This is a genomic window from Jiangella aurantiaca, assembly GCF_004349105.1.
Classification (GTDB): domain Bacteria; phylum Actinomycetota; class Actinomycetes; order Jiangellales; family Jiangellaceae; genus Jiangella; species Jiangella aurantiaca.
In genome coordinates this window covers 75957-91835 of sequence record NZ_SMLB01000009.1, presented here as the reverse complement: position 1 = coordinate 91835, position 15879 = coordinate 75957, and the positions used below count along the sequence as shown (strand labels likewise).

General features: G+C 71.3%; 14 protein-coding genes. 9 read left to right on the top strand and 5 right to left on the bottom strand.

Features of this window, described 5'->3' with window-relative positions; all coding sequences use genetic code 11:
* Window positions 1-223 precede the first annotated feature (223 nt).
* The 4 genes from E1262_RS09490 to E1262_RS09475 are packed head-to-tail and all read left to right on the top strand — an operon-like array spanning window position 224 to window position 4293.
* Window positions 224-1408 carry a sensor histidine kinase gene (locus E1262_RS09490; RefSeq protein ID WP_132102884.1) on the top strand — a complete coding sequence of 395 codons (1185 nt, stop codon included), beginning with the start codon at window positions 224-226 and terminating at the stop codon, window positions 1406-1408.
* A 56-nt stretch (window positions 1409-1464) separates the two neighbouring features.
* The gene (locus E1262_RS09485; RefSeq protein WP_132102883.1) at window positions 1465-2199 is read left to right on the top strand and encodes a LytR/AlgR family response regulator transcription factor; all 735 of its coding nucleotides are present in this window, start codon (window positions 1465-1467) and stop codon (window positions 2197-2199) included.
* Between the two features lie 4 nt (window positions 2200-2203).
* Entirely contained in the window at window positions 2204-2566 is a 363-nt protein-coding gene (locus E1262_RS09480; RefSeq protein ID WP_132102882.1) for a hypothetical protein, read from the top strand.
* Entirely contained in the window at window positions 2563-4293 is a 1731-nt protein-coding gene (locus E1262_RS09475; RefSeq protein WP_132102881.1) for a sodium/solute symporter, read from the top strand. The genes E1262_RS09480 and E1262_RS09475 overlap by 4 nt, the downstream gene beginning before the upstream one ends.
* 1 nt (window position 4294) lies before the next feature.
* Here E1262_RS09475 and E1262_RS09470 read toward each other — a convergent pair whose 3' ends face one another.
* The 4 genes from E1262_RS09470 to E1262_RS09455 form a co-directional block, all read right to left on the bottom strand.
* Window positions 4295-4681 (bottom strand): type II toxin-antitoxin system VapC family toxin, encoded by a 387-nt coding sequence (locus E1262_RS09470; RefSeq protein WP_132102880.1) that lies wholly within the window; start codon window positions 4679-4681, stop codon window positions 4295-4297.
* Window positions 4678-4962, bottom strand: coding sequence for a type II toxin-antitoxin system Phd/YefM family antitoxin (locus E1262_RS09465; RefSeq protein WP_132102879.1), 285 nt, complete (start codon window positions 4960-4962; stop codon window positions 4678-4680). The genes E1262_RS09470 and E1262_RS09465 overlap by 4 nt, the downstream gene beginning before the upstream one ends.
* Before the next feature lie 118 nt (window positions 4963-5080).
* The gene (locus E1262_RS09460; protein ID WP_203453714.1) at window positions 5081-7474 is read right to left on the bottom strand and encodes an ABC transporter permease; all 2394 of its coding nucleotides are present in this window, start codon (window positions 7472-7474) and stop codon (window positions 5081-5083) included.
* Window positions 7471-8175 carry an ABC transporter ATP-binding protein gene (locus E1262_RS09455; protein WP_132102878.1) on the bottom strand — a complete coding sequence of 235 codons (705 nt, stop codon included), beginning with the start codon at window positions 8173-8175 and terminating at the stop codon, window positions 7471-7473. The genes E1262_RS09460 and E1262_RS09455 overlap by 4 nt, the downstream gene beginning before the upstream one ends.
* Before the next feature lie 202 nt (window positions 8176-8377).
* Here E1262_RS09455 and E1262_RS09450 point away from each other — a divergent pair, with 202 nt between their 5' ends.
* The 5 genes from E1262_RS09450 to acs all read left to right on the top strand — a co-directional run bounded on the left by E1262_RS09450 (window position 8378) and on the right by acs (window position 14621).
* On the top strand, window positions 8378-9673 hold the full coding sequence (locus E1262_RS09450) for a sensor histidine kinase (protein ID WP_132102877.1): 1296 nt from the start codon (window positions 8378-8380) through the stop codon (window positions 9671-9673).
* Entirely contained in the window at window positions 9670-10359 is a 690-nt protein-coding gene (locus E1262_RS09445) for a response regulator (protein ID WP_132102876.1), read from the top strand. The genes E1262_RS09450 and E1262_RS09445 overlap by 4 nt, the downstream gene beginning before the upstream one ends.
* 258 nt (window positions 10360-10617) lie before the next feature.
* Window positions 10618-10905, top strand: coding sequence for a DUF485 domain-containing protein (locus E1262_RS09440; RefSeq protein ID WP_132102968.1), 288 nt, complete (start codon window positions 10618-10620; stop codon window positions 10903-10905).
* Entirely contained in the window at window positions 10905-12521 is a 1617-nt protein-coding gene (locus E1262_RS09435; protein WP_132102875.1) for a solute symporter family protein, read from the top strand. Before E1262_RS09440 ends, E1262_RS09435 begins: the two co-directional genes overlap by 1 nt.
* A 123-nt stretch (window positions 12522-12644) precedes the next feature.
* Window positions 12645-14621, top strand: a complete 1977-nt coding sequence (gene acs, locus E1262_RS09430; RefSeq protein ID WP_132102874.1) for an acetate--CoA ligase — start codon at window positions 12645-12647, stop codon at window positions 14619-14621.
* Between the two features lie 65 nt (window positions 14622-14686).
* On the opposite strand, the gene E1262_RS09425 is transcribed toward acs, so the two are convergent.
* Complete coding sequence (locus tag E1262_RS09425) at window positions 14687-15874, bottom strand: Fic family protein (RefSeq protein WP_132102873.1); 1188 nt, start codon at window positions 15872-15874, stop codon at window positions 14687-14689.
* Window positions 15875-15879: the final 5 nt, after the last annotated feature.

Sequence of the window (15879 nt, the reverse complement as noted above, 5' to 3'; positions counted from 1 at the left end):
GCGAGTCGACGCTCACCGACACGTTCCCGTACCGCGACCGTCTGCGGGCGTGCGCAGGCAGAAGCGTCAGGGAAGGGGTCGTGGCCGGACGTGGGTGAACCGCTCGCCAACCCACGCCACCGGCCCCGAGCCTCGACCCCACGGCCCGGCCCCCGAACGCACGGAATCGGGTCGGAGACCCGCACAATGGTTCCAAGACTTCTGTTCTCAGTAGGGTCCGGGCATGGAGTCGCCGGTCGTCGTCATCGTCGTCGCGGTCATCGCGGTGTCGCTGGCGGCCGTCCTGCTGACCCGTCTGGTCCGCTCGCGGCTGGTCCTGGGCACCACCGAGGACCAGACGACGTACCGGATCCTGCACACCACCAGCCTCGCCTCGCCCGAACTCCGCGCCGGCCTGGCCGCCGGCGCGGACAAGGCGGTCCGGCACCTGCGGGAACTGCTGGCCACACCCGCGCTCGCGCTGACCGACGGCGAGGGCGTCGTCACCTGGGACGGCGCCGGCGCGAACGTGCACGTGCACGACGTCCGGCGGCACGCGGCCCGGGCGCTGGACGGCAACACCGACGTGCTCGGCCCGGCCGTCGTCGAGTGCGACCGGCTGGACTGCCCCGTGCGGCACGCCGTCGCCGCCCCGCTGACCACGGACGACCGCGTGGAGGGCGCGCTGATCGCGTACACGTCGGCGCGCCCGTCCGCCGGCCTCGTCCGCGCCGTCGAGGAGGTGGCCCGGTTCGTGTCCGGGCAGCTCGAGCTCGCGGAGTTCGACCGCGAGCGGGCCAAGCTGGCCGAGGCGGAGATCCGGGCGCTGCGGGCGCAGATCTCGCCGCACTTCATCTACAACGCGCTCGGCGCGATCGCGTCGTACGTGCGCACCGACCCCGAGCACGCGCGCGAGCTGCTGCTGGAGTTCGCCGACTTCACCCGGTACTCGTTCCGGCGGCACGGCGACTTCACGACGCTGGCCGAGGAGCTGCGCTCGATCGAGCGGTACCTCACGCTCGAGAAGGCCCGGTTCGGCGACCGGCTGTCGGTGACGCTGCGGGTCGCGCCCGAGGTGCTCGCCGTCGCCGTGCCGTTCCTGTGCCTGCAGCCGCTGGTCGAGAACGCCGTCCGGCACGGGCTGGAGGGCCGCTCCGACCCCGGCAACATCACGATCATCGCCGAGGACGCCGGCAACGAAGCCCTGATCAGCATCGACGACGACGGCGTCGGCATGGATCCCGAGCTGGCCCGGCGCCTGCTGGCCGGCGACCCCGCCGGTGACCGCGTCGGCCTCGGCAACGTCGACGAACGGCTGCGCGCCGTCTTCGGCGACGAGTACGGCCTGGTCATCGAGACCGCGCACGGCGCCGGGACGAAGGTCAGCCTGCGGGTCCCGAAGTACCGCCCAGGCGTGCACGCGAACTGACGCCGGCCCAGCCCAGTTCTGGCCTTACGCCGTCAGCGGGCATTAGCCTCGCCGCCATGCTCAGCGTTCTGGCGGTCGACGACGAGCCACCGGCGTTGGCCGAGCTCGCCTACCTGCTGGAGCAGAACGAGCACGTCGGCCAGGTGCTGACCGCCGGCGACGGCGCCGCGGCGCTGCGGCTGCTCGAGCAGCAGCACGTCGACACCGTCTTCCTCGACATCCGGATGCCCGGGCTGTCCGGCCTCGACCTCGCCCGCGTGCTGGCTCGCTTCCGCCGCCCGCCCGCCGTCGTCTTCGTCACGGCCTACGACGACCACGCCGTCACCGCGTTCGACCTGCAGGCCGTCGACTACGTGATGAAGCCGTACCGGCGCGAGCGGCTGTTCGAGGCGATCCGGCGGGCCACCGACGCGGTCAGCGACACGCGGTCGGCCGGCGACGAGGCGGACGACGAGACCATCTCCGTCGAGCTGGGCGGCGTCACCCGGTTCATCCGGCGCAGCGAGGTCGCCTACGTCAGCGCGCAGGGCGACTACGCGCGGTTGCACACCGCCGACGGTGGCAGCCACCTGCTGCGGGTGCCGCTCGCGACGCTGGAGGACCGCTGGGCGCCGGCCGGGTTCGTCCGCATCCACCGCAGCTACCTGGTGGCGCTGACGTCCATCGAGGAGCTGCGCGCCGACGGCGGGCGGTACACCGTCGTCATCGGCGACACCACGCTGCCGGTGAGCCGGCGGCACACCCGTGAGCTGCGCGACCGGCTCGTCCGGCGAGCCGGCGGGACGCGGTGACGCCATGACGGAGCGGGTCACCGTCACCGGACCGCGACGGCGCCGCCCACCGGCCCGGCGACGGGCGGTGACCGCGGAGATCGACGCCCAGACGCAGCTGGGCGAGGTGTACATGCGAGCGCTGCTGCGCGCCCAGCTGCGGCTCAGCCTGGCCGTCGCCGGCGTCGTGCTGGGCCTGCTGGCGACACTACCGCTGCTGTTCGCCATCGCGCCCCGGGTCAGCGAGATCGAGCTGGCCGGGGTGCCGCTGCCGTGGCTGGTGCTCGGCGGGCTGATCTATCCGGCGCTGGTCGCGGCGGCCTGGTTCTACGTCCGCGCGGCCGAGCGGGTCGAGCGCGACTTCGGCGACATGGTGAACCGCCGGTGACCACGTCCGCCGGCATCGTCGCGGTCGTCCTGACGTCGGTCGCAACCGTGCTCATCGGCATCTACGGCGTCCGCGCCGCCCGCACGACCAGCGACTTCTACGTCGCCTCCCGCACCGTGACGCCGTGGTGGAACGCGTCGGCGATCGGCGGGGAGTACCTGTCGGCGGCGTCGTTCCTGGGCGTGGCCGGGCTGGTGCTGGCGTACGGCACGGACATGCTGTGGTTCCCGGTCGGCTACACCGCCGGCTACCTGATGCTGCTGGTGCTCGTGGCCGCGCCGCTGCGGCGGTCGGGGGCGTACACGTTGCCCGACTTCGCCGAAGCGCGACTGGAGTCGGCCTACGCTCGGCGGGCGGCGAGCATCCTCGTCGTCACGATCGGCTGGCTGTACCTGCTGCCGCAGTTCCAGGCGGCGGGGCTGACGCTGCGTACCGTCACCGGTGCGCCGCAGTGGGCCGGCCCGGTCGTCGTCGCGCTCGTCGTCCTGGTGAGCGTGCTCGCCGGCGGGATGCGCAGCATCACGTTCGTCCAGGCGTTCCAGTACTGGCTGAAGCTGACTGCGCTCGCCGTCCCGGTGATCTTCCTGCTGCTGGTCTGGCAGAACGACGGCCGGCCGGAGCTCGCGCCACCCGGCGAGCCGGTGTTCGAGCAGGCGACGTCGGTCGAGGTGACCATCGACGTGACGGTGGACGTGCCGTCGCAAGTCGTGGTGACGTCGGACGGCGAGGAGCTGGTGCTGGAGCCCGGGTCGCACGACATCGAGGCCGGGACAGTGCTCGACTTCCCGGCCGGTGCGCCGATCCCGCACGCGTCGTCGCTGACCCCGATGACCGGCGAGTCGTGGGCGCTGCCACTGACCGCGGGCGGCGACCATCCGCTGTACGCGACGTACTCGCTGATCGTCGCGTTGTTCTTCGGGACGATGGGGCTGCCGCACGTGCTGGTGCGGTTCTACACGAACCCCGACGGGCGGGCCGCGCGGCGCACGACGCTGGCGGTGCTCGGGCTGCTCGGCGTGTTCTACGTGCTGCCCGGCGTCTACGGCGCGCTGGGCCGGCTGTACACACCGGAGCTGCTGCTCACCGGCCGCACCGACGCCGTCGTGCTGGTGCTCCCCGGCCGGCTGATCGACGGCGTGGCCGGCGAGGCGCTGTCGATGCTGGTGACGGCGGGCGCGTTCGCGGCGTTCCTGTCGACGTCGTCGGGGCTGACGGTGTCGGTGGCCGGCGTGCTGTCACAGGACCTGCTGCACAGCCGGGTCCGCAGCCCGGTCACCGGGTTCCGGCTGGGCGCCTTCCTGGCCCTGCTCGTGCCGATCGGGCTCGCGCTGACCAGCCCGTTCCTCGGCATCGCCGACGTGGTCGGGCTCGCCTTCGCCGTCGCGGCGTCGTCGTTCTGCCCACTGCTGCTGCTCGGCATCTGGTGGCGGCGGCTCACCTGGCCGGGTGCCGTGGCCGGGTTGCTGGTCGGCGGCGGCACGTCCACGCTCGCGGTCGTCGTCACCATCCTCGGCGGCCCCCAGGACGGCTGGATCGGCGCGCTGCTCGCCCAGCCGGCCGCCTGGACGATGCCGCTGGCGTTCCTCGTGATGATCGCGGTGTCGCTCGGGACCAGGCAGCACACGGCCCCCGGCGTGAACCGCACCATGGTCCGGTTGCACACTCCCGAGAACCTCGACCTCAACCGCGGCGACTGGGATCCCGAGGACCGCTGGCGCAGTCCCTGAATCACGTGACAGCCACCAGTGGCACACCGAGCCGAGAGGCGATCTGGGCCATGCCGCGATCCCGGGTGGCGAGGCGTGCGTCGTGATGCATCGCAGCAGCCACATACAGCGCGTCGTAGGCGCTGAGGTTGTCGAACATCGTGACCGCGGTGCTCAACAACACTGGGACGTCCAGCCGATCGATCGGAGCCGTCGCCAGAGCCTCGACGTATGCGGGTAGGTCTTCGCCCTTCAGGTGCCCACCGCGTACAAGACCGCGGAGGACCGACAGGACCTCGGCGTCGACATGTGCCGGTGCCGCAGCCTCGCCGGTCATCAGCACGCTCATATATCCAGACGTGTGATCTCGTAGCGCCTCCGCAACGACCGACGCGTCAACGATGATCACTGCGCGAGGTCGGCATCGCGTTCGGCTCGAGCGAGACGCAGCACGTCGAGCGTGTCGACCTCACCCGAGATCGGCGGCAGCGCCGCCACACGGGCCGCCCAGGCTCGGTGCGAACCGCCATCCCTACCACGCAGTCTCTGATAGTCCGCCAGCGATACGACCGCAGCCACGGCCTGACCACGTCGAGTGATGACGGTGGGGGTAGCGCTTGCCGCGCGCTCGACGACATCGGCCAGGTGCTGGCGAACCTGGCGGATCGATTCGACGGGAGCTTCAGACATGTACCAAGTGTACCACTGCTGCTGCTCGGCATCTCATGGCGGAGACCTCACCGCGGCGACTGGGATCCCGAGGACCGCTGGCGCACGTGAACGCCGCCCCGCCGAGCCCCTCCGGCACCTATTCGGTCCGCAGCGCGGTCGCCGTGCGCGTACGGGCGGCCCAGCCGGCCGGTGGGAGCGAGCCGGCGATCGCGACCAGCACACCGGCGACGCCGAGCAGGACCAGCAGGCCCGGCCCGTACACGTCGGTCACCACCTGCGGCAGCCGCAGTCCGGCGCTGTCTCCTATGGCCGGCATGACGACGGCGTGCAGGACGTAGCCGAGCAGGACGCCGATCGCGGCGCCCACGACGCCAGGCAGCGCGACCGACGCGAGCACCAGGGCGATGGTCTGGCGCGGCGCCATGCCGAGCGCCTTGTGGATGCCGAGCTCGCGGACCCGGTCCCGGATGTCGAGCAGGACGCCGTTCAGCACACCCAGCACCGCGACCGTGACCAGCAACAACGACAGCATCGCGGCCAGCGCGTTGAGCGTCGCGGTCACGCTGCTCTCCTGCTCCTCGCTACCGGGCAGGGCCGCGAAGCCGAGCGGCTCGACCTCCGCGGTGACGGCGTCGATGTACGCGCCGACGTCGGCGCCGCCGGTCAGCGCCACGTGGTAGTCGAACGGCGTGACCGGCCGGCCCGCGTCGGCGAACGTCGCCGCGTCGGTGAACACGGTCTTCCCGCCGTCGGTCGTATCGAACACCTCGCCGACGATGCGCACCGGGATCGCGACGCCCTCGTGGTTCAGCGTGATGGTGTCGCCGACGGCTGACCCGCTCGCGGCCAGCAATGGCGTCGGAAGGACCACCTCGCCGGCCCCCTCGATCCAGCGGCCGGAGATCATCTCGTAGCCGCCCCACGACGCGTCCCCGGTGAACGCCTCGACCGCCACCGCCCCGGTCATCCCGGACACGGTGACCTCGGTTCGCGCCGTGCTGTAGTAGGCGGCTGTTTCCGGCTGGTCCTCGATCACCGCGGCGACGGCGCCGTGGTCGGCGGTCTCGCGGGGTCCGCCGCCGCTCTCCGCACCGGGTCCCTGCGGCATCATCATGGGCTGGATCCGTACGTCGGCGCTGTCGTTGGCCGTCGCGGCCAGGACCTCGCTCAGCGACGAACTCAGTCCGACGGTGAAGGTGATGGCCGTGGCACCGAACGCGACGCTCGCCACCATGGCGACGGCGCGCGCTGGCCGGGCGAACGGCCGGACCAGACCCAGGCTGAGTGGCCGCGGCACCGGCAGGCGGGCCGCCAGACGGGACGCACCGAGCCCGCGGCCGGCCGTCGGCGTGCGCCCGACCGCGAGCGCGTCGACCGTGCGCAGCCGTCCCGCCCGCCACGCGGCGGCCAGCGCGGTGGCTGCCACGACGACCAGGATCCCGGCCGACGCGGCGACGTTCACCCACCACGCGACGGTCAGCCCGGAGGCCGCGTATGCGGTCTCCGTCTGGTCCAGGATCGGCACGGCGAGCAGGTTGCCGGCGACGACGCCGAGCACCGTGCCGACGACGGCGGGAACGAGGGCCTGCACGACGTAGCCGCGGACGACCTGCGACGGCGTGAACCCCAGGGCCTTCAGAATCCCGATGCGGCGGGCGCCGGAGCCGACCGCGCTCGCGATCACGTTCCCGACGATCAGCACCGACATGAGCAGGCCGATCAGGCCGAAGGCGCCGAGGAACGGCACGAACAACGCCGTCTCGCGGGTGAGGTCCTCTCGAACAGCGAGCCACGACTGCGACCCGGTCATCGCCTCGGCGCCGACGGCGGAGGTCACGGCATCCCGGCCCGCGGCCACGTCCGCCGCGGTGTCGGCGTCGGCGAACCGGTAGAGCATCTGGTAGGCGAGGTCGGCCTCGGGCGTCGTCAGGGCCTCGACCGCCGACGGGGTCGCCCAGGCGTCCGCCGTCCGGGTCGCCGAGCGCGCCTTGCCGACGACCGTCAGCGTCGGGCTGCCGGGAACATCGGCGAACGTCAACGTCGTCCCCAGCGGCTCGGGACGGTCGGCGGCGACGACGATCTCGTCCGGCTCGGTCGCCCACTCCCCCTCGGTCAACGCGAGGTCGTCGACCTCACCGTCGGGATCCCCGCGCCCGACGACCGTGATCGGTGACGTCGTCCCGGGCGGGCCGGTGTTGGGTCCGCCGAGCGGCTCCTCGCTCGCCGGCAGCTCGACGGTCGGGACAACCGACACCATCGGGAACGGCCCGGCCGTGGCGGACACACCGTCGACCGCACCGCTCGACGCCGACAGCTCCGCGGCGCTCACCGCGCTCCCGTCGAACTGAGCCGAGAGGTGCGCGCCGTGATAGCGGGTGAATGCGTCGTCGAACGGATCGTCCGACGCGACCAGCAGCGACCCGCCCAGGATCGTCGCGGTCACCGCCATCGTCGTCGACAGCGCGATGACGACGGTCTGCACGCGGCGCTGTCCGACACCGGATCGCACGACCGTGCCCAGCGCGCTCATCGGATCGGCTCCGCCGCGACGCCGGTGGTGACGTCCGAGGCGACTCGCCCGTCCACCAACTCGATCGTGCGGGTCGTGCACGACCGCGCCAGCCGGACATCGTGCGTGACGACGACGATCGTCTGGCCGTCGGCGTTGAGGGCGGCGAGCAGCCCGATGACGTCCTCGCCCGACGCGGTGTCCAGGGCGCCGGTCGGCTCGTCGGCCAGCAGCAGCGGCGGCCGGTTCATCAGCGCCCGGGCGACCGCGACGCGCTGCCGCTCGCCGCCGGACAGCCGGCCCGGATACGCGCCCGCATGCCGGTCGATCCCGAGGGTCTCCAGCAGCTCGCCGGCCCGACGCCGGGCCTCCCGACGGGGCATGCCCGCGAGCTGCGCCGGCAGCACGACGTTCTCGGTCACGGTGAGGTCGTCGAGCAGGTTGAAGAACTGGAAGATCATCCCGAGCGTGCCGCGCCGGTAGCGCGCGGACGCGGTCTCGCTCAGGGTGTCGACGCGGACGCCGTTCACCGTCACGGTGCCGGAGTCCGGGCGGTCCAGCCCGGCGATCAGGTTGAGCAGCGTGGACTTACCGCTGCCGGACGGCCCCAGGATCGCGACCGCCTCACCCGGCACGACGGTGAGCGACACGTCGTCCAGGGCCGGTGGGCCCTCGTCGTACTGGCGGGCGGCGGCGCGTACGGTGATCATCGGTACGGTCATGGTCGGCTCCTTCGGGTCCGCGGGGTGGCCTGCTCGACGCTAGGAGCGCGGCGGCGCCGGCCGCGTCTGCCGCAGGAGCCATCTCGGGTACCGCGATCGGACGACGCGCGCCCGTGTCATCCCCTGGATGTAGTCCGTGGGCGTAGCCGGGCTCCTCCTTCATGACGTCGCCCGCGGCCCGGCCGTCGGCCAGAATGGACCGGTGACGTGGCTGTCGATCGCGCAGCGGCTGCGCGACTGGGCGGCGCCGCCGGTCGTGCGGCCGTCCGGCCCGCCGCCGCGGCCGACCCGGCGCAACCTGCTCTTCGACGCCGGCCTCGCGCTGGTGCTGGCGGTCGCCGCGGTCTGGTACGCGGTCGACGGCTCCGACAGCCCCGTCCTGGTCGTGCAGGACGTCCCGGCGCCGGGGCTGCGGCCCCCGCCCCTGCCCGGGCCGGCGCCTGACACGGACACGCGGATTCAGGGTGCGCTCACCGCGCTCGCCTGCTCGGCGGCGCTCGTGCTGCGCCGGCGGTTCCCGCTGACCGTCCTGTGCATCGTGTTCGCGATCACCACCGCCGTCGTCTCCGACGAACCGCGGCTCACGTTCTACGCGCTGGTCGTCGCCGCGTACAGCGCCGCGGCATACAGCCCGTACCGGGTGCCGACGATCGCGGTCGTCGTCGTGACGGCGGTGGTGGTCACCATCGTTCATGACGCGGCACTGCCGGTCGTGCCGAGCAAGTACGTTCCGCTGATGGTCCTGGTGCCGATCGTCGTGGCGGCCGACGGGCTGCGCCGCTGGAAGCTGCGGGTCGAGCAGGGCCGCGTCCGGATGGAGGAACTGGAACGCGAGCAGGCCGAGGCGGTGCGCCGCGCCGCGGAGGACGAGCGCGCCCGTCTGGCTCGCGAGCTGCACGACGTCGTCACCCACAACGTGAGCGTCATGGTCATCCAGGCCGGCGCCGCCCGCAAGGTGATGGCGTCGGCGCCCGAGCAGGCGAGCGAGGCGCTGCTCGCCGTTGAGTCGGGCGGCCGGGCGGCGATGGCCGATCTGCGCCAGGTCATGGGGCTGCTGAGCCGGGACGGCGGCGATCCTGACGCGGACGACTCGGACGACCTGACTCCGCAGCCCGGCCTCGACCGGCTGCCGTCGCTGGTCGACCGGGTCCGCGAGGCCGGTCTGCCGGCCGAGCTGACCGTCGCCGGGCGGGTCCGGCCGCTGCCGCCCGGGATCGAGCTGGCCGCGTACCGAGTGGTGCAGGAGGCGTTGACCAACACGATGAAGCACGCGACGGGCGCGGCCGCCACGGTGACGGTCGACTACGGCGACGACCGGCTGCGGGTCGAGGTCGCCGACACGGGCGGCACACCGGTCGCGTCGGCCCGGTCCGGCGACGGCCGCGGCCTGATCGGGCTGCGCGAGCGCCTGGCCGTCCACGACGGGACGCTGGTGTTCGGTCGGCGCCTCACCGGCGGCTATCGCGTCGAGGCCGTGATCCCGGTGGAGGCCTCGTGACCGAGTCGCTGCGCGTGGTCGTCGCCGACGACCAGACCCTGGTCCGCACCGGGTTCCGGATGATTTTGACGGCCGACGGCATCGACGTCGTCGCGGAGGCGACCAACGGCGCGGAAGCCGTCGACGCCGTCCGCCGCACCCGTCCCGACGTCGTCCTGATGGACATCCGGATGCCCGAGCTCGACGGCCTCGAGGCGACCCGGCGGATCCTGACCGGCACCGCCGACGAGCCGCGGGTCATCATCCTGACCACGTTCGACCTCGACCAGTACGTCTACGCGGCACTGTCCGCCGGCGCCAGCGGCTTCCTCCTCAAGGACGTCACGCCCGAGCAGCTGGTGGCCGCCGTCCGCACCGTGCGTGCCGGCGACGCCCTGCTGGCACCGACCATCACCCGGCGGCTCGTGGCCCGGTTCGCGCGTGACGGCGAGACGGCCACACTGCACCGCGACCTGTCCGAGCTGACGCCGCGCGAGCTGGAGGTCCTGACGCTCCTCGCCCGCGGGCTGAGCAACGCCGAGCTGGCCGGGCGGCTCCACCTGTCCGAGGCGACGGTCAAGACGCACGTGGCGCGCATCCTCGCCAAGCTGGGCGTCCGCGACCGCGTCCAGGCCGTCGTGGTCGCCTACGAGACCGGCCTGGTCACCGTCGGCGGGAGCGGACCGTCTCAGCCGGACGTCGCGTAGGCGACCCTCGCGACGACCGCTCGTCGCACAGCAGCGACCGTTCATCGCAGCGTCGAGCCCCACACACCGCACTCTCGTGCCACTCGCCGCACGCCGCCGCCAGGCCCCTCCCGAGGGTCCGAGGGGCCGTCCTACCGTGGCGCCCCAAACGGGATCACTGTGACCCGGACCACATGACGACGAGGAGGTCGGAGCGTGGCCAGTCTCGAGACACCCCCGCCCGAGCGGGCCCTACCCACCGCCGAGGAATACGAGCGCATGCAGGCCAGCCCGGAGTTCGCCGAGCTGCGCCGGCGGTTCCGCAGCTTCGCGTTTCCCATGACCGCCGCCTTCCTGTCGTGGTATCTGCTGTACGTGCTGCTGTCGACGTACGCGGTCGACTTCATGTCGCAGCGAGTGGTCGGCAACATCAACGTCGGCCTGCTGTTCGGCCTCGGCCAGTTCGCGTCGACGTTCCTGATCACGTGGCTGTACATCCGGCACGCCGACCGCAAGCTCGACCCGATCGCCAAGCAGATCCGCGACGAGCTGGAGGAGGTGCTCTGATGGAGACCCATGTCGGCAGCCCCGCGGTCAACATCACGATCTTCGCGCTCTTCGTCGCGATCACGCTGGTCATCGTCCTGCGCGCATCGAAGAACAACCGGACCGCGGCGGACTACTACGCCGGCGGCCGAGCCTTCACCGGACAGCAGAACGGCATCGCGATCGCCGGTGACTACCTGTCGGCGGCGTCGTTCCTCGGTATCGCCGGCGCGATCGCCATCTACGGCTACGACGGCTTCCTGTACTCCATCGGCTTCCTGGTCGCGTGGCTGGTCGCGCTGCTGCTGGTCGCCGAGCTGCTGCGGAACACCGGCCGGTTCACCATGGCCGACGTGCTGTCGTTCCGGATGCGGCAGCGCCCGGTGCGGACGGCGGCCGCGACGTCGACGCTCGCGGTGTCGTTCTTCTACCTGCTGGCCCAGATGGCCGGCGCCGGTGGCCTGGTCGCGCTGCTGCTGGGCGTGACGGACCGCGGCGGGCAGGGCGTCGTCATCGCCGTCGTGGGCGCGCTGATGGTGTTCTACGTCCTGGTCGGCGGCATGAAGGGCACGACTTGGGTGCAGATCGTCAAGGCGATCCTGCTGATCAGCGGCGCGTTCGTCATGACCATCTGGGTGCTGGCGCAGCACGACTTCAACCTGTCGCAGCTGCTCGGTGCGGCCGTCGAGAGCGCGGGCGGTGCCGCCGGCCTGCTGGATCCGATGAACCAGTACGGCGCGACGGACACCTCGAAGCTGGACTTCATCTCGCTGGCGCTGGCCCTGGTACTCGGCACCGCCGGCCTGCCGCACGTGCTGATGCGGTTCTACACGGTGCCGACGGCGCGCGACGCCCGGCACAGCGTGACCTGGGCGATCGCCCTGATCGGCCTGTTCTACCTGCTGACGCTGGTCCTCGGCTACGGCGCCGGCGCCCTGGTCGGGCAGGAGGAGATCCTGGGCGCACCGGGCGGCGTGAACTCCGCGGCGCCGCTTCTGGCGTACGAGCTGGGCGGCACGATCCTGCTGGGCATCATCGCGGCCGTCGCCTTCGCGACCATCCTCGCCGTCGTCGCGGGCCTGACGATCACCGCGTCGGCCTCATTCGCGCACGACGTGTACGCCAACGTCATCAAGAAGGGTGAGATCGGCGCGAACGACGAGGTGCGGGTCGCCCGCATCACGGCGGTCGTCATCGGCGCGGTGGCGATCGTCGGCGGCATCTTCGCCAACGGCCAGAACATCGCGTTCCTCGTGGCGCTCGCGTTCGCCGTCGCCGCCAGCGCGAACCTGCCGGTGATCCTCTACTCGCTGTTCTGGAGGCGGTTCAACACCCAAGGCGCGGTATGGAGCATCTACGGCGGTCTGCTCACCGCGGTGACGCTGATCGTCTTCTCCCCGGTGGTGTCGGGCAAGCCGGTGAACCCGGCGACCGGCCGCAGCCCGTCGATGCTGCAGGACGTCGACTTCCACTGGTTCCCGCTGGACAACCCCGGCATCATCTCGATCCCGGCCGGATTCCTGTTCGGCTTCATCGGCGCCCGCCTGTCGAAGGAGTACAACGCGGCCAAGTACGCCGAGATGGAGGTCCGCTCACTGAGTGGCGCCGGAGCCGAGAAGGCCACGACCACGCACTGACCGACCCCGACGCGCGCTGCCGTCGACCTCGCCGTCCTTGCCGATCAGGTATCTGCGATGGTGAGGTAGACGGCAGCGCGATCGACGCTGCCACGGACATCCCGACACGAGGAGCAGACGAACGTGACCAATGACGCTCTCTCCAATCTGCTGCACGAGGACCGCAGCTTCCCACCGTCGGAGGAGTTCGCTGCTCAGGCGAATGCCAAGGCCGACTTGTACGAGGAGGCGGCCACTGACCGGCTCGCGTTCTGGGAGCGCCAGGCCCGCGAGCTCCTGTCGTGGGACACCGAGTGGTCGCAGGTCCTCGACTGGAGCAACCCGCCGTTCGCCAAGTGGTTCGTCGGCGGCAGGCTCAACGTGGCGTACAACTGTGTCGACCGGCACGTCGAGGCCGGCAACGGCGACCGCGTCGCGCTCCACTGGGAGGGCGAGCCGGGCGACAGCCGCACGCTCACCTACGCCGACCTCCAGCGCGAGGTGTCCAAGGCGGCCAACGCACTGACGGAGCTCGGCGTCGGCCACGGCGACCGCGTCGCCATCTATCTGCCGATGATCCCCGAGGCCGCCATCTCGATGCTGGCGTGTGCCCGCATCGGCGCCATCCACTCCGTGGTGTTCGGCGGGTTCTCGGCCGAGGCGCTGCGCAGCCGCATCGAGGACGCGCAGGCCAAGCTCGTCATCACCGCCGACGGCGGGTTCCGGCGGGGCAAGCCGTCGGCGCTGAAGCCGGCCGTCGACGAGGCCGTCGCGAAGTCGCCGTCGGTCGAGAAGGTGCTGGTGGTGCGGCGCACCGAGCAGGAGGTCGACTGGGACGCGAGCCACGACGTGTGGTGGCACGACATCGTCGACCGGCAGTCCGACCGACATGACGCACGACCCAACGATTCTGAGGACACGCTCTACATCCTCTACACGTCCGGCACCACCGGGAAGCCGAAGGGCATCAAGCACACGTCCGGCGGCTACCTGCTGCAGGCCGCGTACACGCACCGCAACGTCTTCGACCTCAAGCCAGACACCGACGTGTACTGGTGCACGGCCGACGTCGGCTGGGTCACCGGCCACAGCTACATCGTGTACGGGCCGCTGGCCAACGGCGCCACCCAGGTGATGTACGAGGGCACGCCCGACTTCCCCGAGCCCGGCCGCTGGTGGGACCTCGTCGAGAAGTACAAGGTCACCATCCTGTACACCGCGCCGACGGCCATCCGCACGTTCATGAAGCAGGGCGAGGAGATCCCCGGCCGCCGCGACCTCTCGTCACTGCGCGTCCTGGGCAGCGTCGGCGAGCCGATCAACCCCGAGGCGTGGATCTGGTACCGCCGCGTCATCGGCGGCGACCGCACCCCCGTCGTCGACACCTGGTGGCAGACCGAGACCGGCGCCATCATGATCAGCCCGCTGCCCGGCGTCACCGCCGCCAAGCCGGGTTCGGCGCAGACACCGCTGCCGGGCATCGTGGCCGACGTGGTCGACGACGCCGGCAACATCGTGCCCGACGGCCACGGCGGCTACCTCGTGCTCACCGAGCCGTGGCCGTCCATGCTGCGCACCATCTGGGGCGACGACCAGCGCTTCATCGACACCTACTGGTCACGCTTCGAGGGCCGCTACTTCGCCGGCGACGGCGCCAAGAAGGACGACGACGGCGACATCTGGCTGCTCGGCCGGGTCGACGACGTCATGAACGTGTCCGGCCACCGCATCTCCACGACGGAGGTCGAGTCGGCGCTGGTATCGCACCCGAAGGTGGCCGAGTCCGCCGTCGTCGGCGCCTCCGACCCGACCACCGGCCAGGGCATCGTCGCGTTCGTCATCCTGCGCGCCAGTGCGTTGCCAGAAGGAGATGCCGGCGGCTCCGAAATCACTCAGGAGCTGCGCAACCACGTGGCCAAGGAGATCGGCCCGATCGCCAAGCCGCGGCAGATCATGATCGTGCCGGAGCTGCCGAAGACGCGGTCCGGCAAGATCATGCGCCGCCTCCTCCGCGACGTCGCCGAGAACCGCGAGCTGGGCGACGTCCAGACGCTGGCCGACCCGACGGTGATGAACCTCATCAGCGAGGGCCTGAGCAAGGGCGGCTCGTCCGAGGACTGACGCTACGACCGTTCGTCCGCCACGATCGGCGGGGCGCCGCGCCTTCCAGGGCCGCTCCCCGCCGATCACCTGTGTCCGCGCCCCTGGATCGCCGCCAGGACCTCCGGCGCCAGGAACCGCCGTGGGTGCTCCTGTGCTCCGAACGGCTGGAGAATGCCGAGATCGACAAGTCGCTGGACGGCGTTACTCGCGGCCTGGTAGCCCTTGTCCACCGTCCTGGCAGCCTCGGGGATGGTGATGATCGGCTTGGCGATCAACGATCGGGCGATATCGACGGCAATCCCTCGTACTCCGACGGCACGAAGCTGCTCACGGTGCCTCACCTCGAGGTCGAGCAGGTTCTTGACGATCGCCGCGGTGTCTTCCGCAGAGTCCTTGATGCCATGAGCGAAGAAGCGCACCCAACGGTTCCAGTCACCGGTGGCGCTCAGCTGTGCGAGGTGATCTTGGTAGTCAGTGCGTCTCGCCTCGAACCACGGCGACACACTCAGCAGCGCATCGCCGATTGCGCCGTCCTGCATGAGGCCCAACACGATCAGCAGGCGTCCCAACCGACCGTTGCCGTCGTTGAACGGGTGCAACGTCTCGAACTGGTAATGCGCCATCGCAGCAGACACGACCGGGTCCCGACCCATGCGTGGTGAGTCGTTGATCCAGTCGATGAGGTCCTGTGTGGACGCTTGGAGTTGCAGGCCGGGCGGCGGCGGCACGAAGCGCGCGTCACTGATACGAGTGGCTGGACTGCCGATGGCCACCTGCACCTGACGGATCCGGCCAGCGTCTCTGGTCTCTGCAGCTGTGCCGCTGACCAGCGTGCGATGCAGCGCCAGCAACATGCTCATCGACAGGCGCTGTCCACTGGCTACGGCACTGTAAGCGAGTTCGGCCGCTCGCACGTAGTTCAAGACCTCGACCAACTCCGCACTCAACTGAGCGTCTCCGTCGGCCCCGAGAACAGCGGCGAGAGGGGCAAACGTGCCTTCCAGGGCCGAGGTGCTCTGTGCCTCACGCCGTAGTGTCGGACGACGTAGCAACGCTGGTTCCGGCACCTGCCGACCGGCCTGATCCAGCGCGCCGAGCGCACGGTTCGCGGCGCTCACGGCGCGCCAGGTGGCATTGTCGAGGGCCGGCTCGTCGTCGAGCGGGTTCGGGACATATGCGACGTGGTCGTACTCGGCCCCGGTACGGCCATCGGTCCCACGGATGACGACGATCGACCCGATGGGGCTGTCACTGAACCGGTCCCGGTCCATGAAGT